The organism is Dyadobacter soli (assembly GCF_900101885.1).
Lineage (GTDB): Bacteria > Bacteroidota > Bacteroidia > Cytophagales > Spirosomataceae > Dyadobacter > Dyadobacter soli.
The window spans coordinates 218,714-243,538 of the sequence record NZ_FNAN01000002.1; the positions used below are offsets into that span (position 1 = coordinate 218,714).

The 24,825-nt window shown below is 50.2% G+C and carries 25 protein-coding genes; 15 read left to right on the plus strand and 10 right to left on the minus strand.

Annotation, left to right across the window (positions count from 1 at the left end; translation table 11 throughout):
- Positions 1-99: 99 nt before the first annotated feature.
- The 8 genes from lepB (BLQ88_RS03180) to BLQ88_RS03215 all read right to left on the minus strand — a co-directional run bounded on the left by lepB (BLQ88_RS03180) (position 100) and on the right by BLQ88_RS03215 (position 7,479).
- The gene (lepB, locus tag BLQ88_RS03180) at positions 100-1,272 is read right to left on the minus strand and encodes a signal peptidase I (protein ID WP_090146656.1); all 1,173 of its coding nucleotides are present in this window, start codon (positions 1,270-1,272) and stop codon (positions 100-102) included.
- Between the two features lie 167 nt (positions 1,273-1,439).
- A complete protein-coding gene (gene lepB / locus BLQ88_RS03185; RefSeq protein ID WP_090146658.1) occupies positions 1,440-2,576 on the minus strand; it encodes a signal peptidase I in 1,137 nt (378 codons plus the stop codon).
- A 21-nt stretch (positions 2,577-2,597) separates the two neighbouring features.
- Positions 2,598-3,311, minus strand: coding sequence for a 4-hydroxy-tetrahydrodipicolinate reductase (dapB, locus tag BLQ88_RS03190; protein WP_090146659.1), 714 nt, complete (start codon positions 3,309-3,311; stop codon positions 2,598-2,600).
- 34 nt (positions 3,312-3,345) lie between these two features.
- The gene (locus BLQ88_RS03195) at positions 3,346-4,038 is read right to left on the minus strand and encodes a DUF5683 domain-containing protein (RefSeq protein ID WP_090146661.1); all 693 of its coding nucleotides are present in this window, start codon (positions 4,036-4,038) and stop codon (positions 3,346-3,348) included.
- Between the two features lie 3 nt (positions 4,039-4,041).
- The gene (locus BLQ88_RS03200) at positions 4,042-4,953 is read right to left on the minus strand and encodes a ParB/RepB/Spo0J family partition protein (RefSeq protein ID WP_090146663.1); all 912 of its coding nucleotides are present in this window, start codon (positions 4,951-4,953) and stop codon (positions 4,042-4,044) included.
- A 21-nt stretch (positions 4,954-4,974) separates the two neighbouring features.
- Entirely contained in the window at positions 4,975-5,763 is a 789-nt protein-coding gene (locus BLQ88_RS03205; protein ID WP_012779825.1) for a ParA family protein, read from the minus strand.
- A 165-nt stretch (positions 5,764-5,928) separates the two neighbouring features.
- Complete coding sequence (locus BLQ88_RS03210; RefSeq protein ID WP_090146665.1) at positions 5,929-6,951, minus strand: SPASM domain-containing protein; 1,023 nt, start codon at positions 6,949-6,951, stop codon at positions 5,929-5,931.
- Between the two features lie 66 nt (positions 6,952-7,017).
- A complete protein-coding gene (locus BLQ88_RS03215) occupies positions 7,018-7,479 on the minus strand; it encodes an Lrp/AsnC family transcriptional regulator (RefSeq protein WP_012779823.1) in 462 nt (153 codons plus the stop codon).
- 174 nt (positions 7,480-7,653) lie between these two features.
- Between BLQ88_RS03215 and ald the strand changes: the two genes are divergently transcribed.
- The 3 genes from ald (at position 7,654) to BLQ88_RS03230 (ending at position 11,591) form a co-directional block, all read left to right on the plus strand.
- The gene (gene ald / locus BLQ88_RS03220; RefSeq protein WP_090146667.1) at positions 7,654-8,766 is read left to right on the plus strand and encodes an alanine dehydrogenase; all 1,113 of its coding nucleotides are present in this window, start codon (positions 7,654-7,656) and stop codon (positions 8,764-8,766) included.
- A 446-nt stretch (positions 8,767-9,212) separates the two neighbouring features.
- A complete protein-coding gene (locus BLQ88_RS03225) occupies positions 9,213-11,000 on the plus strand; it encodes a DEAD/DEAH box helicase (protein ID WP_090147107.1) in 1,788 nt (595 codons plus the stop codon).
- 69 nt (positions 11,001-11,069) lie between these two features.
- A complete protein-coding gene (locus BLQ88_RS03230) occupies positions 11,070-11,591 on the plus strand; it encodes a DinB family protein (protein ID WP_090146668.1) in 522 nt (173 codons plus the stop codon).
- 33 nt (positions 11,592-11,624) lie between these two features.
- On the opposite strand, the gene BLQ88_RS03235 is transcribed toward BLQ88_RS03230, so the two are convergent.
- Positions 11,625-12,575, minus strand: a complete 951-nt coding sequence (locus BLQ88_RS03235) for a zinc dependent phospholipase C family protein (protein ID WP_229212557.1) — start codon at positions 12,573-12,575, stop codon at positions 11,625-11,627.
- 428 nt (positions 12,576-13,003) lie between these two features.
- Here BLQ88_RS03235 and BLQ88_RS03240 point away from each other — a divergent pair, with 428 nt between their 5' ends.
- Positions 13,004-13,408 (plus strand): Dabb family protein, encoded by a 405-nt coding sequence (locus BLQ88_RS03240; RefSeq protein ID WP_090146669.1) that lies wholly within the window; start codon positions 13,004-13,006, stop codon positions 13,406-13,408.
- 70 nt (positions 13,409-13,478) lie between these two features.
- Here BLQ88_RS03240 and ung read toward each other — a convergent pair whose 3' ends face one another.
- Positions 13,479-14,144, minus strand: coding sequence for a uracil-DNA glycosylase (ung, locus tag BLQ88_RS03245; protein WP_090146671.1), 666 nt, complete (start codon positions 14,142-14,144; stop codon positions 13,479-13,481).
- A 107-nt stretch (positions 14,145-14,251) separates the two neighbouring features.
- On the opposite strand from ung, the gene apaG reads away from it, so the two are divergent.
- The 11 genes from apaG (at position 14,252) to BLQ88_RS03300 (ending at position 24,797) form a co-directional block, all read left to right on the plus strand.
- Entirely contained in the window at positions 14,252-14,638 is a 387-nt protein-coding gene (gene apaG, locus BLQ88_RS03250) for a Co2+/Mg2+ efflux facilitator ApaG/CorD (RefSeq protein ID WP_012779816.1), read from the plus strand.
- 41 nt (positions 14,639-14,679) lie between these two features.
- Entirely contained in the window at positions 14,680-15,456 is a 777-nt protein-coding gene (locus tag BLQ88_RS03255; RefSeq protein WP_090146673.1) for an O-methyltransferase, read from the plus strand.
- A gap of 109 nt (positions 15,457-15,565) precedes the next feature.
- A complete protein-coding gene (locus tag BLQ88_RS03260; protein ID WP_090146676.1) occupies positions 15,566-16,546 on the plus strand; it encodes a DUF2157 domain-containing protein in 981 nt (326 codons plus the stop codon).
- Complete coding sequence (locus BLQ88_RS03265; RefSeq protein ID WP_090146678.1) at positions 16,543-17,685, plus strand: hypothetical protein; 1,143 nt, start codon at positions 16,543-16,545, stop codon at positions 17,683-17,685. Before BLQ88_RS03260 ends, BLQ88_RS03265 begins: the two co-directional genes overlap by 4 nt.
- A gap of 56 nt (positions 17,686-17,741) precedes the next feature.
- Positions 17,742-18,731: a glycoside hydrolase family 43 protein gene (locus tag BLQ88_RS03270; protein ID WP_090146680.1), complete on the plus strand. Its 990-nt coding sequence runs from the start codon at positions 17,742-17,744 to the stop codon at positions 18,729-18,731.
- Between the two features lie 13 nt (positions 18,732-18,744).
- The gene (locus BLQ88_RS03275) at positions 18,745-20,784 is read left to right on the plus strand and encodes a sialate O-acetylesterase (protein ID WP_090146682.1); all 2,040 of its coding nucleotides are present in this window, start codon (positions 18,745-18,747) and stop codon (positions 20,782-20,784) included.
- Positions 20,785-20,952: 168 nt separating this feature from the next.
- Complete coding sequence (locus BLQ88_RS03280; RefSeq protein WP_374754749.1) at positions 20,953-21,720, plus strand: EcsC family protein; 768 nt, start codon at positions 20,953-20,955, stop codon at positions 21,718-21,720.
- A 33-nt stretch (positions 21,721-21,753) separates the two neighbouring features.
- The gene (locus tag BLQ88_RS03285) at positions 21,754-22,542 is read left to right on the plus strand and encodes an MlaE family ABC transporter permease (RefSeq protein WP_090146684.1); all 789 of its coding nucleotides are present in this window, start codon (positions 21,754-21,756) and stop codon (positions 22,540-22,542) included.
- A gap of 1 nt (position 22,543) precedes the next feature.
- Positions 22,544-23,308 (plus strand): ABC transporter ATP-binding protein, encoded by a 765-nt coding sequence (locus tag BLQ88_RS03290; RefSeq protein WP_090146686.1) that lies wholly within the window; start codon positions 22,544-22,546, stop codon positions 23,306-23,308.
- A gap of 2 nt (positions 23,309-23,310) precedes the next feature.
- Positions 23,311-24,324 carry an MlaD family protein gene (locus BLQ88_RS03295; protein WP_090146687.1) on the plus strand — a complete coding sequence of 338 codons (1,014 nt, stop codon included), beginning with the start codon at positions 23,311-23,313 and terminating at the stop codon, positions 24,322-24,324.
- Positions 24,325-24,428: 104 nt separating this feature from the next.
- Entirely contained in the window at positions 24,429-24,797 is a 369-nt protein-coding gene (locus BLQ88_RS03300; protein ID WP_090146690.1) for an Hpt domain-containing protein, read from the plus strand.
- Positions 24,798-24,825: the final 28 nt, after the last annotated feature.

Consider the following 24,825-nt stretch of genomic DNA (forward strand, 5'->3'; position numbering starts at 1 on the left):
TTTCCGTGCTGATTTTCTACAAACCTCAATTCTTTCTTTCAGTTTTTTTCTTCCTCCCCTTCCTCCATCCTCCCTTTCCTCCTTTTCTCCTTCCCTCCTTTAAATCATTCTAAAAACACGATCCCAGCGGATTTTTTTGAGGAAACTGGTCGGGTTGGGATCGATGGACATCCATACGAAAACGGCCTTTCCAACAATGTGGTCCTTCGGCACGAAGCCCCAATACCGTGAATCAGCGGAATCGTGGCGGTTGTCGCCCATCATGAAATAGTAGTCTTGCTTGAATGTGTAGTTAGTAAGCTGCTTACCGCCGATGGTGATCTTGTTCTTTTCTACCACTACATTTTCATTCCCATCGAAATTGCGGATAATGTCGCCGTAAAGGGCAATGTTGACTTCGGTCAATGGAACAGTCATTCCGGCTTTCGGCACGGTAATGGGCCCGTAGTTATCCTTGTTCCAATCTGCCGCATCACTTGCCGGAAAAAGGAAGGGTTCTTTCAAGCCTTTTTCCATCCATACCGGCTGCACCCGCTTCACGAAATCATAGGTTTTCAACTTCTCCGCCAATGCATCGGTGGTTTTCACTACATAGCCCGCCTCGTCATTAGCGGCAATGCTATCGCCGAAGGTTTCGGTAAACTGCGCATAATCTACAATGCCGTTCTTGTGGAAGACATTCTCTTCATTCACAGCCGTTTTTACCGATACGAAATATTCGTTCTGCATACGCACAGGCGCCGCCTGCACCTGCCCGTTCACATACACCTGCCCGAGGCGCACTTCCAGCTTGTCGCCCGGAATGCCTACGCACCGCTTGATGTAGTTGGAACGAAGATCGGTAGGGTGCGGATGCAGGTCGGGCAGCACATTACTGTATTTCTGATACATATCCGGATGCTCCACGGGCAGATAAAACACGACGACATCCCCATTTTTGACATCAGTAAAACCCGGCAGGCGGTATTGCGGCAGCTTAATCCAGTCGAGATAGGAAGGAATGCTGGTGCCCCAGATCGTCTGATGCGTGAGCGGCACCTGCAATGGCGTCACGGGCGTGGTAGTACCATAATGCAGCCTGCTCACAAACAGGTAATCACCCACGAGCAGGCTGTTCTCCATCGAAGGCGTTGGAATCACAAATGCACTAAAAAACAGCCAGCGGATCAATGTAGCCGCAACTACGGCGAAGACTATCGAGTCGAACCACTCGCGGAATGGGGTTTTCGTCTTCCGGGCTTTCGTTTCGGGTTTGGGGAGTGTTGTGAGCATGGGAAAGATGTTTTTGACCGGCGGTCAGTGGTCGGCCGTCGGCGGTCACTACACGCAATATACCACCAATCAACATAACACCCCAATCATTATATATTATTAATTTACATATAACACAAAAAAGGAGGAACCTTGCGATTCCTCCCATATCTCCAATCTTGCTAAGCTTAGTTAATCACCCTGAAAATGCGGCTCCAACGGATTTTGTTGAAGAAGCTGGTCGGGTTCGGGTCGATGGACATCCATACGAATACTGCTTTGCCCACGATGTGGTCCATCGGTACAAAGCCCCAATAGCGGGAATCGGCCGAGTTATGGCGGTTATCACCCATCATAAAGTAGTAATCCTGCTTGAATGTGTAGCTGGTAATGGCCTTACCGCCCACTTTCACCGACTTTTCATCGATCACCACATCCTCATTGTCCTCATAGTTTTTGATCACGGGGCCATAGGTTGCGATATTTTCAGGCGTCAGCTGCACGGTCATACCTTCTTTCGGAACGGTAATCGGACCATAATTGTCACGGTTCCATTTGAAGAGCGACGAGTTCGGGTAGAGCATCGGCTCACTGATATCCTTTGGTGATTTCACTAGTGTAATGCTTTTTACAAAATCATAAGTTTTAAGCTTAGCTGCGATTTCCGTGGTCGTGAAAACCAGGTAGCCCATTTGCTCGTTACCCCTGATCGTATCGTTATCGCCTTCCGTATAGGTATTGAATTCAGAAACACCGTTTTCGCGGAACACCTTTTCTTCATTCACCGCCGTGGTGGTCGCTACGAAGTACTCGTTCTCCATACGGGCGGGGTTTTCCATCGCCTGGCCGTTCGTGTACACCTGCAAGTCGCGCACTTCGACCTTGTCGCCAGGGAGACCCACGCAACGTTTGATATAATTGGTTTTCAAATCAACCGGATGCTGCAATTCGGGAGGGTAGTTGAATACCACCACGTCGCCTCGTTTCACTTCGCTGAAACCCGGCAGGCGGTATTGCGGCAACTGGATAAGGCTGGTATAGGATGGAATGTTCGTTCCCCAGATCGTCTGGTGCGTGAGCGGCACCTGCAATGGCGTTTTCGGTGTGCGGGTACCGTAATGCAGCTTGCTTACGAAAAGAAAATCGCCCACGAGCAGGCTGTTCTCCATCGAAGGCGTTGGAATGGTAAATGCTTCAAAAAACAGCCAGCGGATCAGCGTTGCGGCTACTACCGCGAACAAAATGGAGTCGAACCACTCCCTTGCCGGTGACTTCTTCTTTTTGGATTCAACTGAACTCGAAGTCAACTCTCTATTAACAGCCATGCGATGATTGATTAGAATACTTTAAATTTTGAGGAGGTCGTTCATCCCGAACACCCCGAATTTGCCCGGAAGCCATTCCGCAGCTACCACAGCGCCCAATGCGAAGCCCTGACGGTTGTGGGCGGTATGGGAAATTTCGATGGTATCCACTTCCGATTCGTAGCGGACAATGTGGGTACCAGGCACCTCACCGCGGCGCTCGGCCAGGATTTGCAGGTAACCTTCCTCGTTTTCAGGGGCCAGCTTCCAGCCGTCGACGTTCCCCATTTCCTCGATAATACCCTCCGCAAGCGTAATGGCTGTGCCGCTGGGCGCATCGAGTTTGTGAATGTGGTGTACCTCGGTCATCGAGCTCTGGTACTCGTGCCCGTTCATCAGGCGCGCGAGCATGCGGTTGAGGCGGAAGAACAGGTTCACGCCAATGCTGTAATTGGATGCGTAGAAAAATGATCCCGACTGAGCCTTGCAGAGCGCTTCCACTTCGGCACGGTGATCGAGCCAGCCGGTGGTACCGCACACGATCGGCCAGCCTTTTTTGAGGCAATAAATGATATTTTCAAATGCGGATTCCGGTGAGCTGAACTCGATCGCCACATCTACGTCGGCAGTTTGCAGCTTGTCCATATCCGCACGGTTTTGCACATCAATTTTCCCCACGATCGAATGCCCGCGGTCCACGGCAATCTGTTCGATCGTCTTCCCCATCTTCCCGTACCCCAGTAATAGTATTCTCATTAATCTGTTATTTGAAAATCAGTACTCTTTTAAATCATTTAAAATTGAAAACCATCCGCACGCCCGGCGTTGGTTCGCGCATCATCGGCTGGTTCAGCTTGGGGCTTACGTTCAAAGTAAGGTCGTCCGACAGGTCGAAAGTCTTCAAATGCGCCGCCACATTGGCCTCGATGATCGACAGCGTGTAAATCAGGCCCGTTACGATAATGGCAAAGCCACGGTTCCGGCGCCAGTAGTTCTTCTGACGAACCGCCTGGCTATGTGTGATATCCCGGTACTCACTACTCGTGTTTAGCAGGTTTCTTACCCGCACCCTGACCGTGTCGTCGTCCGCCAGATCCGGGTTTCGCTGGCCGTATTTCGGATCATTCTTGTCCAGAATATAAAACCGCTCATACGCACCCAGAAAATCACGATATTTAATCGTATTCAGATAATAGGTATAAAGCCCTCCTCCAAATGCCAGGTACACGATCGGCGCCTTCCAGTAATCGCGGTTATAAAGCTGTCCCGCACCCGGTATGAACGCCAGTCGCGTGGCCGTTTTGGGCACCGGCATCCACTTCTTTTTAACGTTTTTTAACGTGTCGGCCTGGGCCAATGCCGCGCTGTCGAGTACAATGGTCGTCGATTTTCCGGTTTTCAGACTATCCTTTTTATCCTCCGTCTGTGCTGCAATCCGACCCGATACCAGCAAAATCAACCCTAACAATACCCAGTTTTTCAACGTTTACTTGAATTTCAGTGTTTCTAAAATCTTTTTCAGTTCGTCCTGAGAGCCAAAAGGGATCTTGATTTCGCCCTTATGCTGCTCGTTGGCTTTCACGGACACCTTCGCCCCGAAGTAGGACGAAAGCTGGAACTGTAACGACTTTATTTCCTGATTAATTGTCGGCTGTTTTTTCGACTCGATGGGGATATTGCTAATCATTCCGAGCTTCCGAACCTCGTCCTCGACCTTCCTCACCGACCATCCTTCTTCGATGATCTGGTTAAAAATTTTGAGCTGGCTCTGGTCGCTGTTGATCGTGATCAATGCCCGGGCGTGGCCCATGCTGATCTTGTCGTCGCGCAACGACGCCTGGATCACCGGCGGCAGTTTGAGCAAGCGGATATAGTTGTTGACGGTCGTGCGGTTCTTGCCCACACGTGCGCCGAGTTCTTCCTGTTTGAGGCTGCATTCGAGGATCAGCCGCTGGTAGCTCAATGCAATCTCGATCGCATTAAGGTTTTCGCGTTGAATGTTCTCGATAAGCGCCATTTCCAGCATTTGCTGGTCGTTGGCCGTGCGGATGTATGCGGGAATGGTCGTCATGCCGAGCGAGCGCGATGCCTGCAAACGGCGCTCTCCGGAAATCAGCTGGTAGGTGTCTTCCGAAAGCTGCCGCACGGTAATGGGCTGGATAATACCCTGCACGCGAATGGAATCCGCGAGTTCATCCAGTGATTCCTGGTCGAACTTCGTCCGCGGCTGATAAGGGTTCGCCTCGATCTGGCTCACATCGATTTCATTCATCGAACCGATGACCTCCGAGCCGCGTGTGCTTGCCCTGGGCGTGCTGATTTTCTCGGAGTCTTGCAGAAGAGCGCCTAATCCTCTTCCCAGTCCGGTCATTTTTTTCGTCTTGCTGCTGTTCTCCATTGCCTGTTCGTACTATCGTGGTCAGTTCACCCTGTCGGAAGAGAGCAAACCGTTTTTACTGAGAATCTCTCTTGCAAGGTTCAGATAGCTGACGGCCCCTTTGCTGTCCGAATCCTGCGCCATGACAGGGATCCCGAAGCTCGGCGCCTCACTGATACGTACGTTACGAGGTATGATGGTGTTGAAAACAAGAGATTCGAAGTGGTTGGTAACCTCGGTCACCACCTGGTTGGACAGACGCAGGCGGAGGTCATACATCGTGAGCAGGATGCCCTCGATGATCAGGTTGGTATTCAGCCTTGACTGAATGATCGTGATGGTATTCAGCAACTTACCCAATCCTTCCAATGCAAAATACTCGCATTGTACCGGAATGATCACCGAGTCGGCGGCGGTAAGGCTGTTGATTGTGATAAGGCCTAATGAAGGGGAACAGTCGATAATGATGAAGTCGTAGTCGTCGCGCACTTCCGCGATCGCGTCCTTCATCCTGTGCTCCCGGTTTTTAAGATTGATCATCTCGATCTCCGCCCCTACCAGGTCGATATGCGACGGCAACAGGTTCAGGTTCGGGAAATCGGTTTGCAAGATAATTTCAGAAGTTTTCGCCTGCTCCACCATGCATTCGTAAATGCTGTTCTCCATCTCCTGCGGATTAAATCCAAGCCCCGACGTCGAATTAGCCTGCGGATCAGCGTCGATGATGAGTGTGCGGAATTCTAGCGCGGCCAAACTGGCCGCAAGGTTAATAGCAGTGGTGGTTTTCCCTACGCCTCCCTTTTGGTTTGCAATTGCAATTACTTTGCCCATGTATTCATTTGAGTTACCAATGTCAAATTTCTATTATTCGGGGCAATCTACCAAGAAATGTTCCACGGAGTTTTCAAGAAAACACCAAACTAGTTGACTATGAGATTTTTAAATGATATTATTATTTAATTAAAAATAAATTGAAGGAAAAATAGGCAAAATGTTTCACGCCCACACCTGCGTGCCCTCCGTACAGTTCTTGCACATCTCTATCTCTGAACGAGATCGGATAAGTGAAGCGCGGAAATCGCGGTACTTCTTCCCTTTCCAGAGCTGGCGGAATGTCGAAGTTTTCATGTCGCCCAGCTTGTACTCGGCATCTTTATCGAAACAGCAGGGCACCACGGCACCGTCCCAGGTGATCACGCACGAGTGCCACATTTTCCAGCAATGGTCTACGAATTTGTTTTTGATAGAATACTTTCCATCGGCCTGAACTTCGTACCGGGAGTATTTTTGAATAGTAGGGATCAGATCGGAGCCTTCTTCATAGTCGTAGATCTGCGCGGTTTTCAAGCCTACTTCATCCACGCCCATTTCTTCGGCCAGCTTTTTCACGTCTTCGATCTGGTGCTCATTCGGCTTCACCACGAGGAACTGGAAAATCACATGCGGCGTCGCGGATTTGAGCTCCTTCTTCCATTTAATGATATTGCGCGTTCCTTCGAGCACTTTTTCAAGGTTACCACCGACGCGGTATTGCTGGTACACATCCTGCGTGGTGCCGTCGATGGAGATAATCAGGCGGTCCAGTCCCGATTCCACGGTTTTACGCGCCTTCTCGTCGGTGAGGTAATGCGCATTGGTGGAAGTGGCGGTGTAAATACCCTTACTACTGGCATATTTAACCAGTTCGAAAAACTTGGGATGCAAATAGGGCTCGCCCTGGAAGTAGAAAATGAGGTATAATAAGGTATCGCCGAGTTCGTCGATGGTCCTTTTGTACAATTTTTCTTCCATCATACCCGTCGGCCGTGTGAACGAGCGCAGGCCGCTGGGGCATTCGGGGCAGCGGAGGTTACAGGAAGTAGTCGGTTCGAAAGAAATCGCGATCGGCATTCCCCAATGCACCGGGTTACCCGTCATTTTGGAATAAAAATAGCTTCCCAATATCTGCATTGCATTCCAGGCGCGCTTCGGCGTCACTTTCGACATCAGGTTCAGGCCATCCTTAAAGTTCTTGTTCATATGCTGGACATTCAGCGATCAGCGCGCGCGTACCGGCCTGATGATCAGTTTAAATAGCGTTGAAAATTACAATACAGCGATTCCGGTGGTGTACTTGATTTCGGAAATTACGAAATAACTGCTGATGTGTAACACGCTCGACAGGGCAGAAAGTTTATGCTGGTAAAACTGATTGTACGCCTCACCATCTTCTACGACCACTTTGAGCATGTAATCGAAGTTGCCTGAAACGACCGAGCATTCCAGTACCTCAGGCATTTGCACAATGGCCTGGTTGAAGTCCTCAAAGCTCTCCTTCCGCTGCTTGTCTAATGTTACATTACAATACACGACCAGACTTTTCCCCAGTTTCCGGCGATTCAGCAAGCATACATATTTATCGATAAACCCCTCTTTTTCAAGCTTTCGTATGCGCTCATGCACCGGCGTGACCGACAGATTGATCTTGCTCGCGATCTCCTTGATCGTCATCTGGGCATTATTTTGTAGTAAATCCAGAATCTTGCGGTCGGTCTGGTCTGGCTGCATAAAGTATTTTTTGTGGCTGTGTACAAGCTGTGAGCGTTACCGGCAGAAATTTTTCTTACATAAGGGATCAAAAATAGTTTTCTTTTCTGTCTTTGACAGACATTATAGTATGTTTTTCTGCCAAAAATTAATTTTGAACTCATTAATCTAAACTATAAAAACACTTACATACCGATGATCATTGGTGTCCCCAAAGAAATCAAGAACAACGAGAACCGGGTAGCTTTAACGCCCGCAGGAGTCACAGAGCTACGTAAGCACGGACACACAGTGTACGTGCAGGCGGAGGCAGGCAAAGGCAGCGGTTTTACCGACGACCAATACACACAAGCCGGAGCAAGCATTCTCCCCACCATCGAAGAAGTTTACGGCATTGCCGAAATGATCATAAAAGTTAAGGAGCCAATTGCAAGTGAATACCCACTAATTAAAGAAAACCAGCTCCTCTTCACCTACTTTCACTTCGCGTCCTCCGAGCCCCTCACCCACGCGATGATCGAGCGCAAAGCCGTTTGCCTCGCGTACGAAACCGTCGAAAAGACAGACAGAAGCCTTCCGTTACTCGTTCCGATGAGCGAGGTAGCAGGCCGTATGGCGATCCAGGAAGGTGCCAAATACCTCGAAAAACCGATGGGTGGCTTTGGCATTTTGCTCGGCGGCGTGGCGGGAGTGAAACCGGCGAACGTGCTGGTACTCGGCGGCGGGATCGTAGGAACGCAGTCGGCGAAAATGGCGGCAGGACTGGGAGCGAATGTAACGATTATGGATATCAGCCTTCCACGGCTGCGTTATCTGGAAGACATTATGCCGGCGAATGTAGACACGGTAATGTCCAACGAATACAACATCCGCGAGCTCATCCAGGGCGCGAACCTGATCATCGGCGGTGTGCTGATCCCGGGCGCGAAAGCCCCGTCGCTCATTACCCGCGACATGCTGAAACTGATGAAGCCGGGAACGGTAATGGTGGACGTGGCGATCGACCAGGGCGGCTGTTTCGAAACTTCCAAAGCAACCACACACGAAGATCCGATCTACGAAGTGGACGGCGTCGTACATTATTGTGTAGCAAACATGCCCGGCGCGGTGCCTTACACCTCCACGCTCGCATTGACCAATGCTACGCTCCCCTACGCATTGCAACTGGCCAACCAGGGCTGGAAACAGGCTTGCTCCGCCAACGAGGAGCTGCGCAAGGGATTAAATGTCGTTCACGGAAAAGTAGTATTTAAAGGTGTAGCCGAAGCATGGCATTTGCCTTATACGGACGTCAAAGAATTATTCTGAATCAGCAAACCTGACTAGATAAACCCGGCCATTTTTAATGTGCCGGGTTTTTGTTTTCTAAAAATATTACAATTACTTTCTAAAAAGCATTGCGATTGTCGAATATTGTTCTTACTTTTGCGTCACAATTTGAAGGAACATCCGTTCGCTTCTCTGCTCATAAACGGTCTAGTACATTTTAGATCACCTGCCAGCCTCAAAATTTGTCCCGGCTGGACCTACCGTTCACACGCAGAGCCCCACGGATGGTTAGTGGTGGGCTTTGTGGCAATCCCTTTCAATTTTTTTACGAAATAAACCGGAATGCCGGTGATGTGGTCCAATTTCAATTGGAACAAATGCATGTGTTGGGCTTGTCCCGCAGGATCATTGTGCTGTTTTCAGCCTTCGTCACTCTCAAACCGGAGCATCCGTTCAATTCAAGAATTAATACTAAAAGCAATAGAATGACTACTGAAACTTTTCAAACTTTCGAAGAGCTTGGACTCAACGAAAACATCCTGAAAGCCTTGCAAGAAATGGGTTTTGAAAAACCCTCCCCGATACAGGCACAGGGAATCCCCGCAGTTATGCAGGGTTCTGACGTAATTGGTCAGGCCCAGACCGGTACCGGTAAAACTGCTGCATTCGGAATTCCCGTGCTGGAAAGAATTGATACATCCAGTAATGCAGTACAAGCACTGATCCTTTGCCCTACCCGCGAACTCGCGGTGCAGGTATCCGAAGAACTAGGCCGTTTGGCCAAATATTTGCGCGGCGTGCGCATCGAAGCCATCTACGGTGGCGACTCGATCGACCGTCAGATCCGCTCCCTCAAAAAAGGAGTACATATAGTAGTAGGAACTCCGGGCCGCGTTATGGACCACATGGAGCGCCGCACCCTGAAATTCGACGAAGTACGCATGATGGTACTCGACGAGGCCGACGAAATGCTCGATATGGGCTTCCGTGAGGACATCGAGAGCATCCTGGCCGATATGCCGGAAGATCGCCAGACGATCCTTTTCTCGGCAACGATGTCGAAGCCGATCATGTCGATCACCAAACGCTTCCTCAACGATCCTACATTAATTAAGGTAGTTCGTAACGAGCTGACCAACCAGAATATCGAGCAGGTTTATTTTGAAGTAAAACCACAGGCGAAAGTCGAGGTAATGACCCGTCTGATCGATATGCACCACATTAAGTCCCTGCTGGTTTTCTGTAATACCAAACGCAAAGTGGACGAGATCGTGGAAGACCTGCAATTGCGCGGTTATGCTTCGGAAGGTATCCACGGTGACTTGCGCCAGCAACAACGCAGCAATGTGATGAGCAAATTCAAGGCTGGTGTAACTACTATCCTTGTTGCGACAGACGTTGCGGCACGCGGTATAGACGTTAGCGGCCTGGATGGCGTGATCAACTACGACATTCCGATGGACGAAGAATATTACGTACACCGTATCGGCCGTACGGGCCGCGCGGGAATGTCCGGTAAGGCATTCTCACTGGTTGCCCGTGACGAAAAATACCGTCTGAAATCCATTGAAGGTTATACCAAAGTAAAAATCGAAAAAGGCGTTATTCCTTCTTTCGAAGATATCGTGGGCGTTCGTAAAGCACGTTTTGTAGAGAACATTTCAGCCTCTATCAAAGAAAGCGGTGACGAAGAACTGTACAACGACGTACTTGAAATGCTGCATCACAGCGGCTTCTCTACCGAGCAGATCGTAGGTGCGATGGCTAAGCAGATCATGGGCGTTCAGAAAAATGAATACTCGGATGGCAACCTCGCGTGGGAAGAGCGTCGCAGCGACCGTCGCGAAGGCGGTAACGACCGTTTCGGACGTGGCGATCGTCGTGAAGGCGGCCGTTTCGAAAGAGGTGGAGACCGTCGCGAAGGTGGCCGTTTCGGTGACCGTGGCGGTGATCGCGGTGGCGACCGTTATGCACCACGCGGCGAGCGCGGTGACCGTGGAGGTGATCGTGGCGAACGCCGTCAATCGGCTCCCGAGGCTGGTATGACCCGTTTGTTCCTGAGCCTTGGCCGTAAGGACCACATTATGCCGAAAGACATTGTGGGCGCTATCGCAGGCGAAGCCAACATTCCGGGCAAAACCATCGGTGCGATCGACATTTATGACAAATTCACGTTCGTAGACGTACCTGAGCGCGATGCGCGTGCGGTATTGCGTGCGATGGATGGCAACACCATCAAAGGCAAGCCGGTGCAGATCGACATTGCAAAATAAATTCTGACAACAATTGATTAGTGCGAAAAGGGACTTGTAAAAAGGTCCCTTTTTCGTTTATTTTCAGCCATGCAAAACGAACAACTCGAAGTATGGCTCCGCGGGCCGCTTCCCGGGATACCCGATCTGCTCCAACCTGTCGCACATGCATTATTACAGGCGCGGGAAGAGCTGGGCATTTTCAGCAATACATTTCCTACCAAACTGCTTTGGGAAAAACCGGCAAATGTGGCGTCGGTCGGCTTCCATTTGCAGCACCTCGCGGGCGTGCTCGACCGCCTGTACACGTATGCGCGTGAGGAATCGCTCAGCGAAAGTCAGATGGCCTACCTTAAAAGCGAGGGTAAGGAGCCATTTGAAGATTGCACTTACAATCACCTGCTCGGTCAGTTCAGCGAGCAGCTGGAAATTGCATTGCAGCAGCTCCGCGAGACAAACCCGGATACATTGACCGAAATCCGCTACGTAGGCCGCGCTATGGTACCTTCGACGCATTTAGGCTTACTTTTCCACGCCGCCGAGCATACGCAACGGCATGTAGGGCAGCTACTCGTGACCGCCAAAGTGCTGATTGAAAATAACAAGGGCTGACTATCGAACGGTAATCCGCGTAACCATCCGGGATTAGTCATCGGATTCCGGCCTGACTTTCAAAAGCCGCTGTAACCAGCTTTGCTGTTCGGCGGCTTCTGTTTTTTCCTCCGTAACTTCCGGCCCCGCATTTACCAGCTGTTCCAAATCGGGCTGACCGGCATTCACCCAGCAGGTATACCAGATATCTCCCACCATTTGTACCGAAGCCCGCATTCGCCGCTCGACCTGCCCGGCAAGCGCACGATGGTATTTGTCGGAAAACTCGCGCGAATGCATGCGGGTAAGCACATTGTTCCGAAGTTCGAAACTGTACTTTTTATCGGCCTTGAAAGTTTCTGTGAGCTGTTTTTCAAAAAGCAGTACTGAATCCATTGCCGCATGCGAATCCCCGACGGCTTTCCAAATGTCGTTTGCAATCTCCTGTCGGTAAACCGCCACTCCTAGCCACATATCGTATTCTTCCGCAAACAGCTCCGGCAGCCGCGATTCCCAGAACCCGTGAATGCCATCCTGGCCGGTAAGCTGCCCATTGTAATTGCGGGTGGTGTGCAGCGGCACGTGTGCGTCGGCAATGTAATGCCCGAGGTCGGCGGAAATGCGCAGGATACGGGTGGCACTCTTTTCTTTAAATGCAGCTGTCAGCTGCGATGTAGCTACCTGAATGTGCCAAGGCACGATACCGTGTTTGCGCAGGCTATCCTCTCCTATTTTCTTCACAGCAGCCTGCCAATGTTTCGGGAGTATCGCCAGCGCACTATCGCCATACACATCGAGATCGATAAAATGCCGCTCCGCTTCGCCGATGACAGCATACCGCCGCTTGTCGGGATTGACGGCATTTTCAGTCAGGTAATCAATGTACTTTTTATAGAAAACCTGCATTTCAACCGGCAGCCTGAAAACCGCCAAACGGTTGATCCGCTTGTGCGCCCAGAAGCCCCAAACGGCTTTGGAGCCGCTTTGGAGCATCAAAAACGCCATAACAAGGCTGTAATACAGCACTTTTTTGAAAAAAAATCGATTTTTTTCAGACTTTTTTCGTCGGAAATGAGGTAACGACGCCATACAATATTCGGAAGGTGTTTGTAGCGGTTTTACACCTTTTAAGACGTCATTTACAAAAAAAGGTAACAGAATGGCCGCTTTTTGAAACTTGTTTTTCGCCAACGGCCAGTTTTTGAATGTGAAGGGTGCCCACAGCTAGCTAACAGGCTGTACTATTAAAAATTTTCCAAAAAAATATTCTCAGAATAATATTTTGGAAAGTAGATTTTCGGGGGTTGTTTCTTTTCTTCAATATTAAATTTTCAAAATTATTTATATTTAATATCCAAATAATACAATAATAGATTTAAGTTTTACCTTTGTAGCAGAAGAAATAGATAATTGCATTTATTGAATTTGCTATAATGGAAAGGAAAAATAAAACATTAGGATATTTAGTGCCGGTTTTCGCGCTTTGCGTGTTTATGCTGGTCATTTACGGAGCTTACGTTCCGCATAAGCCTGCCGAAATCCAGCGCGTGGTTTGTATCAAGTTTAAACCTGGTACTACTACACAGGAAGTTGAAAAACACCTGCGCGATTTTGCAACTATGAAGAAATCCGTGAAAGATGTCGTAGCCTACTCGGCCGGACATGTGCAAAAGGCGGACAACAGTAGTGAGGAATTTGACGTGATCCACTACCTGACGTTCCGCACCAAAGAAGCTGCCCGGGAATACACATTGAATGCAGACAGAAATGCATTCGTGAAGGCCAACGAAGGTCAATGGGACAATGTGTTGGAGATGAATTCCAACATCGAGAAGTAATTAATAATAGTAATAGGAGTGAAAATCTTAAAGAGAGCCGGGCATCCCGGCTCTCTTTTTATTTACACCACTACCAGTTGATCGGGTCGAGGCCCTTGCTTTCCAGGTATTCGTTGGCCTTGCTGAAATGTTTTGTGCCAAACCAGCCGCCGCCATTGGCCGACATCGGTGAAGGGTGCTTGGCTTTCAGCACATAGTGCTTCGACTCGTCGATAACCGCACCCTTTTCCTGGGCATACCGGCCCCAGAGCATGAAAACGACATTGCTTTTCTCATCCGAAACACATTTGATCACGGCATCCGTAAACCGCTCCCAGCCTTTGCCCTGGTGCGAGCCCGCCGCAGCCGCCTGGACGGTCAACGTCGCATTCAAAAGCAGTACGCCCTGCTTCGCCCAGCGTTCGAGGTTGCCGGTTTGCGGGAACGGCTTGCCCAGGTCCTGCTGGATTTCTTTGAATATATTGAGCAACGAAGGAGGCATTCGCACACCGTCGTTGACCGAGAAGCAAAGGCCATTGGCCTGGCCCGCGCCGTGGTATGGGTCCTGGCCGAGAATCACCACTTTACAATCATCGAAACTGCAATAATTGAATGCATTGAAGATCTGATTCCCCGGCGGAAATATTTGTTTGGTTTTATATTCTTCCTTGACAAAAGCGGTGAGCGATGCGAAATAAGGCTTCTCAAACTCGGGTGCGAGCCGCTCTTTCCACGACTGCTCAATTTTTACATCCATGCTGTTAAATTCGTTTTGGAAATCCAAATTATGTGTTTTTTGATTTGGTTTTATCAGCAATTGATCACTATTTTCGTTCCTATTACTTTCCAACACCCTCGATCTATATGGTTTCCAAAGTTACAGATGGTGTCAAAGTCACCGTTTTGACGGAATATCAGCCCGATTACTCCAATCCGGGTCAGGATCATTTTGTGTTCACGTACAAGATCCTGATCGAGAACCACAGCGAGCATACCGTCAAGCTGTTGAGAAGGCATTGGCTGATCCACGACGCCAACGGAACGGTGCGTGAAGTAGAGGGAGCGGGCATTGTAGGGCTGCAACCCGTGCTGGAACCCGGCGATGTGCACGACTACGTTTCGGGCTGTAACCTGCGCACCGACATGGGCAAAATGGCCGGTACTTACCTGATGGAGCGCGTGCTCGACGGCCGGCAGTTCCGCGTCGTGATCCCCGCGTTTTCGCTCGTAGCACCCTACCGCCTCAACTGAATCACCGGCCGGGCAACGGCCTATTTTAAAATTCGACTGCATTGATTGCTGCTTATATCAAGTACCTTTTGCGCTCCGGAAACGAGCATTCCATTCATTCCCCTTTCCTGTTCGAGCTTTATAACAATGTGATCGCGGTCCGGAAGGACGATAATCCGGAGTACGAATCGATCCGCTCATTGCGTAAGGAACTGCTGCGTTCCGACGAACAAATCGAAATTCTCGACCTGGGCGCGGGCTCGCGTGTGAACAAGTCGAACCTGCGGAAGATCAAAACAATCGCGAAAAACGCAGAAAAACCAGCAAAATTCGGACGGCTTTTTTATCGGCTCATCCAGCGTTTTCAACCGGCAACAATCCTCGAACTGGGTACCTCGCTCGGGCTTACTACATTATATATGTCGAAAGCCAAGCCGGATGCCCGGCTGATTACGTTCGAAGGCTGTCCGCAAACGGCCGGCAAGGCGCAGCAGCATTTCGAACGCGAGCATGCCGGTAACATCGAGGTAGTGCTCGGCAATATCGACGAAACGCTTCCAAAGCGCCTGGACTCGCTCGACCGCCCGATCGACTTCGCCTATTTCGATGCCAATCACCGCTACGAACCTACCGTTCGCTATTTCGAACAATGCCTTCCGCACGCACAAAGCGGCTCGTTGTTCATTTTTGACGACATATACTGGTCGGAGGAAATGACGAAAGCCTGGGAATATATCAGAGCGCATCCGCAGGTAACGGTCACGGTAGACCTGTTCTGGATCGGGCTGGTATTCTTCCGGAACGAGCAGGTGAAGGAGGATTTCACGCTCCGGTTCTGATTATTGTACCGTTAAATATTCCACACGCCCTTTAAATAATTCCCGAAGAGAGGCGAAGCAGCGTTCCTGGTAAAGTTTGCTAACTTTACCCTCCCTCGTCTCAACTTCCATGACACCAAAATCCATCCTTAATGCCCTCACAAGCAAGGGTATTATTTCCGATCAGCAGGCCGAAAGCATTGCTTCTTTCGAAGCGGAAAAGGCCTTTTCCATTCACTGGGAATTACGCTCGATACTTTACCTGGGTATCCTCATTTTCAGTTCCGGCGCCGGCATCCTGATCTACGAAAACATCGATACCATCGGCCATCAGGTAATCATCGCTGTCATTGCGCTTATTACCGCGGGCTGTTTTTACTATACTTACAAAAACAGCCTGCCCTATTCCCACGAGCAGATTCATAATCCCAACAAGCTGGTTGACTACGTGCTGTTGCTGGGCTGCTCGACGTTCCTCGGGCTGGAAGGTTACCTGCAATTCCAATACAACATGTTCGGCTCGCGGTACGGGCTGGCGGTGATCATCCCTACCATCGTATTCTTCCTCTGCGCCTACCGTTTCGACCACCGCGGCGCATTGTCGATGGCCATTACCGGCCTTGCTTCGTGGCTGGGGCTCACTATCGCCCCGCTTTCGGTCATCTCCGGCAACGATTTCTCCGATGGCAAGCTCATCATGCCGGCCATCGCGCTTGGCTGCGTGCTCACGGCTGTGGGCTGGATTTCGGAAGAACAAAACATCAAAAAGCATTTCGCATTTACCTATATGCTCATGGGCGGGAACCTGGCTTGCATTGCCGCGCAAATCGGGCTGTTCAATGAGAGCGCACCAGTGCTCTATTTCCTGATCGGCATCGGGCTTTGCGCCTTTTTCGTCTACCGCGCACGTCATGCCCAGTCACTCCTGTTCCTGCTGATGGGTACGGTATATGGCTATTCCATTCTCACCTACGCTATTTTCACCAGCATCGGGGCCGAGGCGGCGTTGGGGCTTGGGATCTTCTATTTCCTTTTTTCAAGTGTCGGCGTGATTTACTTTCTGCTGAACTTCAAAAAATTTCTTGGCATTAAACCGGAGATCAAAAAATGAAAAAGGCATACAACGAAACCTGGGTCGAAAACCTGCATTTGCAGCGTCTGGCCGCCGAATGGACCTCGAAAAACCTCCTTACCGCCGACCAGGAAGCGCAGGTGAAGGAATTGTTTCCTGAAAAATTCTACCGACCGGGCTTATTTGTCAAAATCGGCCTGTTTTGCTTTGCCGTGGTGGCAACCTCATTCTTTGTCGGCTTCCTGTCGCTGTTTATTTACGACACCGGCTCCGACCTGGGCTTTTCCACATTGAGCCTGATCTGCTGCGGGTGCTTCTTTTTTGTATTGGAATATTTGATTAAAACCAAAAACCTCTTCCATTCCGGCGTCGACAATGCATTGCTCTATGCCGGCGTGACAGCGGCAATGGTGCCCGTTTTCCTACTTTTCGAGCACGCACCGCTTTGGGGATACTGCCTGATCGCGCTTGCCGTCATCATCCCGGTGACCCTGCGTTACGCCGATTTGCTCGGCCCGCTGGCGATTTTCGGATTAGTATTCACGATCGTCGCCGAGTTGATGATGAAATTTCCATTGGGCAAAGCACTTTTGCCTTTTGCCGTGATGATCTTGTCGGCGGTAATATATGCGTTGGCGAGAAAAAGCAAGACTATCTACTACCGCGAATGCCGCCAGATCTTCGAAGTGCTTTCTCTGGTGACGTTCTATCTCGGCGGCAACTATCTCGTAGTGCGAGAACTGAATGCAATTATCGCCGGCCTGAATGTGTCTGTCGCCCCGCAAATTGCGTTCGCCCCGATGTTCTACGCATTTACATTGATCATCCCGCTGTCTTATATTTTCTTCGGGTTAAAAAGAGCCGACCGCATCCTGCTGATCATCGGGCTGGTCGCTTTTGCATTCTCCGTTTACACATTCAGACACTACTTTGGGACATTAACACCTTCGCAGGAACTCGTACTCGCGGGTACGCTTATGATCGTCGCAGCGATAGCCGCAATCAAATATTTGCATACACCCAAACACGGCATATCCGATGAACAGGACCGCAAAAACAGTCTTGAAAACCTGCAAGCCGTCATTGCGGCGCACGAACTTGGTGTTACACCAGGCGACCATGGCCTGGAATTCGGTGGTGGTACATTCGGCGGAGGCGGTGCAGGCGAGGTTTATTAATTGAGCAAAAATTAGGAACTTGCAGCGGTTACATTGCCAATTACCGAAACCTACTTATGAAAAAACTGCTTGCTCTAACGTTTCTAAATCTTTTTTGCTTCCACGCATTTGCACAGTCGGCGAAGACCTCCGGCGGGGCTAAATCGGGCAACCCGGTATTTCCGGGCTGGTATGCCGATCCCGAAGGCATTATTTTCAACAAAACATATTGGATTTACCCCACGTTTTCGGCGCCTTATAACAAGCAGGTGCATATGGACGCATTTTCGTCCAAGGATCTCGTAACCTGGAACAAACACCCCAACATTATCGACACCTCCGCCGTAAAATGGGCCAAACGGGCGATGTGGGCACCGTCGATTATTGAAAAAGACAAAAAGTATTACTTGTTTTTCGGTGCTAACGATATTCAGAACGACAATGAAAAAGGCGGTATCGGTGTTGCCGTGGCCGACCGCCCCGAAGGTCCATTCAAAGACCTGTTGGGTAAGCCGCTCATCGACAAGTTCCATAATGGCGCTCAGCCGATCGACCAGTTTGTTTTCAAGGACAAAGACGGCCAGTATTATCTTTTTTATGGCGGCTGGAAGCATTGTAATGTAGCCAAGCTGAAAAGCGATTTTACAGGCTTCATCCCTTTCGAGGACGGCAAAACATTCCGCGAGATTACACCTGAAAACTATGTGGAAGGACCGTTCATGTTTATCCGCAATGGTAAATACTACTTCATGTGGTCGGAAGGCGGCTGGACAGGCCCGAACTATTCGGTAGCCTATGCCATTTCCGATTCCCCTTTCGGACCATTCCAGCGCGTGGGCAAAATCCTGCAACAAGACCCGCAGGTTGCAACCGGCGCAGGCCACCACTCGATCATCCAGGTGCCGGGCAAGGATGAATGGTATATCGTTTACCACCGCCGCCCATTGACCGAAACCGACGGAAACCACCGCGAAACCTGTATAGACGTAATGTCTTTCGACGATAAGGGGCTCATCAATCCCGTAAAAATCACGCGGGAAGGGGTCAAACCTGTCCGCATCAAATAAATAACTAAACCCTGTGCTGAAAACTCTCCTCCCGGGCGGGCTCCTGAAAAGGGCCGCCACACACTTTCTGTTATCATCCATTTTAACGCTGCTTGCAGTTACTTATGGCACCGGACAGCATTTCAATCCGGTATATTTCAGCAAGTTGCCGCAAGATTATCAACTCTACCCGCGCGATGCGGCCAGCCAGGCAAAAGTGCCCGTGGCGGGCGTTGTGGACGCGCCCGATTGGAAATATGTGTCCGTTCAGGTGTTGCGGAACGGCCAACCCTACCAGTACCGGAGAGCGGGCATTCAATATGGCGGAAACGGGAACGGCACATTCAGCGCAGAAGCGATAATCAAAGCCGAACGCGCCAATTACGATTTCAAAATTTCGCTTTGCAAACATTCTGACTCCACGCTGCTCGTCACCCGTACCCGGGTGGTGAGCGGCGATGTGTATATTTTGTCGGGGCAGTCCAATGCGACCGGATTCTTCGGCGAGGGCGATACGAGCATGTTTTGCCGGACATTCGGAAAGATCACCGGTAACCTCAACAACGACCACTACAAAGCCGCCGACACGCTATGGGCGCTTTCCAACATGCATCCCTACGATAATGGCGTGGGGACGATGGGTTTTGAAATCCAGAAGCAATTGATGGAAAAGTCGGGCGTTCCAAACTGCCTGATCAATGCAGGGTACCACTGGTCGTCGGCCTATTCGCATTCCATGCGTACCGAAAACAATCCCGCCGACTTCACGAACGGCTATGGCAGAATGCTCTACCGCGCACGAAAGGCCGGAGTTACGCACGCCGTGAAAGCCTACATTTTCAGGCAGGGCGAGAGTGAAGCTTATGGCGAGGGTGGAAATTGGGAAGGGTATTTCGATGTTTTGTATAAAAACCTCAAAACCGATTTCCCCGCCATCGAAAAACTTTACGTTTGTCAGATCGATATCATTTACCATGTCGCGCTGATAGGTACGCTCATACGCGACCATCAACGTCGTCTGCCGGACATTCACCCCGATATCACCAGCATTGCGACCGTCGGTACCACAGGTTTCGATGGCCTGCATTACAGCCGGGAAGGCAACAAACAAAGCGGCGCCGAGCTTTCGCGGCTGATGCTCCGCGACTTTTACGCATCCACCGATACCGACAATATCGACTCGCCCAACCTTCGAAAAGCATTCTACAATTCCGCTGAAAAGAATTCCCTGACGCTCGTTTTCGACGAAGGCCAGGCATTGAAATACCCCGAACCATACCGGCATCCGAGCGGGCCGTTGCTGGATTTGAAGGACTTCTTCTACCTCGACTATCAGGCCGGTCCGGTATCTTCCGGTAAAGCCGAAGGTAACCGCATCATTCTCGACCTTAAATCCCCGCAAAACGCAAAAACGATTAACTACCTGCCGCCATACCTCGAAAAAGAGAGTCACTACTATCCTTTCACCGGTCCTTACATTACCAATGCGAGGGGAATGCGTGCATTCACTTTCCATGAAGTACCCATCGCTACCGCATTGCCGGGCACCGTGCTCGCTGCCCAGAGCGGGGAAAACGGGAATGTGAGGCTTTCGTGGCAACCTGTTGATGGAGCGAAAGGGTATCTGCTCGAACGTAAGTTTGGCGAAGATGCGAATTTTACGCCCGTCGCGCGGGTGGGTGAAGGCATTATCGAATGGCAGGATGAGCCAGGCGAATCGGCCGTGCCGGTGATTTACAGGCTTGTGGCGTTGAACGAGGTTGCCGAATCGGCTAACCCGGCTTATGCAGAAGTGGCGCCGACGCTGATTTTAGGCACGGAAAAAGAACCGGACGCAGTTTTTGAGCTATTTCCCAATCCGGCCCAGCGTGGGGATGAGGTAACGGTTAAGTTTACCCGACCGCAAACCGGCAAAATCAGCCTCGTGGGTGTGAATGGCCAGTTTTTGATACACCGAAAGATTTCTATGAGCCCGCGTAGCTACTTTACAGTTCCGAGGCAGGCTTCGGGAATGCATTTGATCAGATTTGAGTCGGACGGCAGGGTTGTCACTAAAAAACTATGGATCAGATAGTTTCAACATATAATAGTAAGCGTTGCCGCCGAACGAAAAATTTTCTGACGGCTCTGCCAAACGGAATTCTTATGGCTGTTTTTCACTTTTTACGACATTGGAATGATTTTTGCTGACCAATAGCAACCACCGTTTCTCTATCCTGTCCGACATTAGCCCTGGAACGATATGCACATCAACAGTTATGAAGAGCAGATAAAACCTGAATTGACCAAATGGCAGCTTAAAATGCAGAAGCGGCCCAATTTCATCGACAGGACCTCCAAGAAATTTCAGGACAAGATCAACGATATCATTCCCGACAAAATACACGAGGTGATCACCGGTACCATCAAACAAATGGTGCGCGGCGTGCTCACCGGGGCCGAATACACTACCACGCAGTCGATTCCCGGCGCCTCGCTGGAAGAAATGGAAACGGCTGTCCGCAAAAAGATCGATTTTTACAAGAAGGCCGGCGCTGCCGAAGGAGGCATTACCGGCGCGGGCGGTTTCTGGCTTGCTTTAGCAGAGTTTCCCATCCTGATCGGCATTAAAATCAAACTTCTCTTCGAAATAGCTGCTCTTTACGGAAGGCCCGTGAACGACTATCGGGAACGGCTTTTTATACTCCACATTTTCCAGCTCACGTTTTCGAGCCAGAAAGGGCGCCAGGAGGTGTTTTCTAAAATGATCCACTGGGATATGCATAGTAAGGACCTCCCGACAGACATTCACGAATTTAACTGGAAAACATTCCAGCAAGAATACCGCGACTACATCGACCTCGCGAAAATGGCACAGCTTATCCCGGGCATCGGCGCGGCCGTCGGCGTGATCGTCAACTACCGGCTGCTCGATCAACTGGGAAAAAATGCGATGAATGCCTACCGGATGCGATGGTTTGAGGAGCGCATGCTCGGCGGAGAAAAGGCGATGCTGACCACCACCGTCTGATTTATTTAAGTTTAATACAATTGTACCGATTGAATGAGCGCTAACAAAAAGCAATTTGTATACGGCAAAAGTCTCGATAATGCCTTTCTGGCGGTTTATGATGCGTATGTTTTCTTTATCCGCTTCTTCCGCGAGATTTTCAGGGGCAGAATGGAATTCCAGGAGATTGTCCGCCAGTGTTATGCAATCGGTAACCGGTCGCTGCTGCTGATCAGCCTCACCGGCTTCATTACCGGGATGGTATTTACGAAACAATCGCGTCCGTCGCTGTCTGAATTCGGTGCTACTTCCTGGCTTCCCTCGCTGGTTGCAATTGCGATCGTGCGTGCCCTCGCGCCACTGGTAACAGCGCTCATCAGCGCGGGCAAGATCGGGTCCAGCATTGGCGCCGAGTTGGGTTCGATGCGCGTTACGGAACAGATTGACGCGATGGAGGTTTCGGCCGTTAACCCATTCAAATTCCTGGTGGTAACCCGTGTGGTGGCCTGTACCATAGCCATTCCGGTGCTGATGTTCTACTGCTCGCTGGTCAGTTTGCTGGGCGCATTCCTGAATGTGACCCTCAACGAAGGCACGAGTTTCATAGCATTTTTCGAGAATGCATTCGAACAGATCACTTTCCTGGACATCTGGACGTCCGTAGCGAAGGCGATCGCCTACGGGTTCACGATCGGGATCGTGGGCAGCTACCAGGGCTATAATGCCAGCAAAGGCACCGAGGGCGTCGGTAAGGCGGCCAACTCCGCTGTCGTGACCTCCATGTTCCTCATTTTTATCGAGGAGGTGATCATCGTACAGGTATCCAATTATTTCAGAATTTAAGATGGAAGAAGAATTTAAACCCGGCGAGCCGGTAATCGAGGTACGCGACCTGTACAAGTCATTCGGCGATCTGCATGTATTGCAGGGCGTGGACCTTACTGTGACCAAAGGTGAAAATATGGTGGTACTCGGGCGGTCCGGAACGGGAAAGTCGGTATTGATCAAGATTATGGTAGGCCTGCTCAAACAGGACCGCGGGGATTGCATTGTCCTGGGAAAAGAAGTCTCCAAACAGGAAGGCAACGATCTGCGCGACCTCCGTCTTAAAATCGGGTTTTCATTCCAAAACAGTGCATTGTACGACAGTATGACCGTGCGCGAAAACCTCGAATTCCCGCTCGTACGCAACATTCCGAACCTGACCCGCGCAGAAATCAACGAACAAGTGGAATACGTGCTCGACGCCGTGGGCCTGCTCCAAACGATCAACCAGGTGCCGGCGGAGCTCTCGGGTGGCCAGCGGAAGCGGATAGGTATTGCCCGGACGCTCATCCTGAAACCGGAGATCATGCTTTATGACGAGCCGACAGCCGGCCTCGACCCGATTACCTGCCTGGAAATCAACGAACTGATTAACGAAGTGAAGGAGAAGTACCAGACTACCTCTATCATTATCACGCACGACCTCACATGCGCACGGGAGACGGGCGACCGCATTGCAATGCTACTCGACGGCAAGTTTCTCAAAACAGGCACTTTTGAAGAAGTATTTGATACCGACGAAGAGCGGATCAAGAGTTTTTACGACTATAATTTTATTCAGTAATAATGGCAACATCAACCAAACGATCCGTTAACGTAGGCCTTTTCGTCGTCATCGGCATTCTCATATTTGTAGTGGGAATCCTTACGATCGGCAGTATGAAAAAGGTTTTTTCTTCCACGATCACCGTCAAAAGCATTTTTGACGACGTGAACGGGCTTAAAATCGGCAACAATATCTGGTACTCGGGGGTGAAGATCGGGACGGTGAAAAGCATCCGCTTCCTGGCCAATTCCAAGGTGGAGGTAATGCTGAATATCGAGGAAAAATCGCAGGAATTCGTTCGCAAGAATGCCAAAGCCAAGGTGAGTACCGACGGCTTGATCGGTAACAAGATCATCGTCATTTACGGCGGCACGCAAAAAGTACCTTCGATCGAAGACGGCGACGAGATTGCCGTCGAGAAAATCGAGAGTACGGAAGAAATGCTGGCGGTGCTTTCGGAAAACAACAAGAACCTGCTCGGCATTACCAGCGCATTCAAGACGATCAGCAAAAACATCCTGGCTGGAAAAGGTACCGTCGGGATGCTGCTGAACGACGAGCGCCTGTACAACGACCTCGATCAGACATTGGGCGCCATGAAGAAAGCGTCCGTAAATGCTCAGACACTAACCGCTTCATTGGCCAGTTACAGTGCCAAACTCACTGAAAAGGGAGGCCTGGCCAACGACTTCGCTACCGACACGGTGATCATGAAAGACCTCCGCGGGACCATCGCCCGGCTTAACGAGACCGTTTCATCCGCGAATGTGATGGTGAATAACCTTAAAACCGCCAGCGCAGACCTTAACTCCAACAAAACCAGCCCATTGGGCGTGTTACTGCACGATGAGGCCACCGCTTCAAACCTGAAAGAAACGCTGAAAAACCTCGAAAGTACGACCGAGAAACTGGACGAGAACATGACGGCGCTGCGGTCAAATTTCCTTTTCCGCAGGTATTTCCGTAAAAAAGAGAAAGAACAAGCCAAAGAGCCGGCCAAAGAAGAAGTAAAAGCGGAGGAGAACCAACAATAATGTGATAGTTTTGCAGAAACCGGTTATATTGTCGAAGTATTTCTTCGAATAATACCTTACCAATCCCACTAACTGAGCTTCTGAAAAACTTTTAACACAACACGATGGCCTTACAACTCAACCCCGCCCTGGACCTTGCGTACATCGACCAGGCCTACGGAGAAGATCCTGTAATCCTGTACATGATTTTTGATGCATTTCTCAGCGATTCCGTTCCGCGCTGGCGATCTTTACAAGGTGCATTGGAATCGAGCGATCTCAAAGAATCGGCGAGTATTGTACACGGATTGAAACCCTCGTTCACCATGACCGGCCTCACACACGTGCGCCCGAAGGTGGAAGTGCTCGAAAAAGCCATCAAAAACGATGATCCTGCCGAACAGCTGATCGAAATGTACCACGCTATTTCGGCGGAGATCGACGAGCTGATCCCTATTCTGGAATCGGAATCCGTGCGATTGAAACAGCTGTAAACGGCAATTCCGACAAGAACTTATGAGC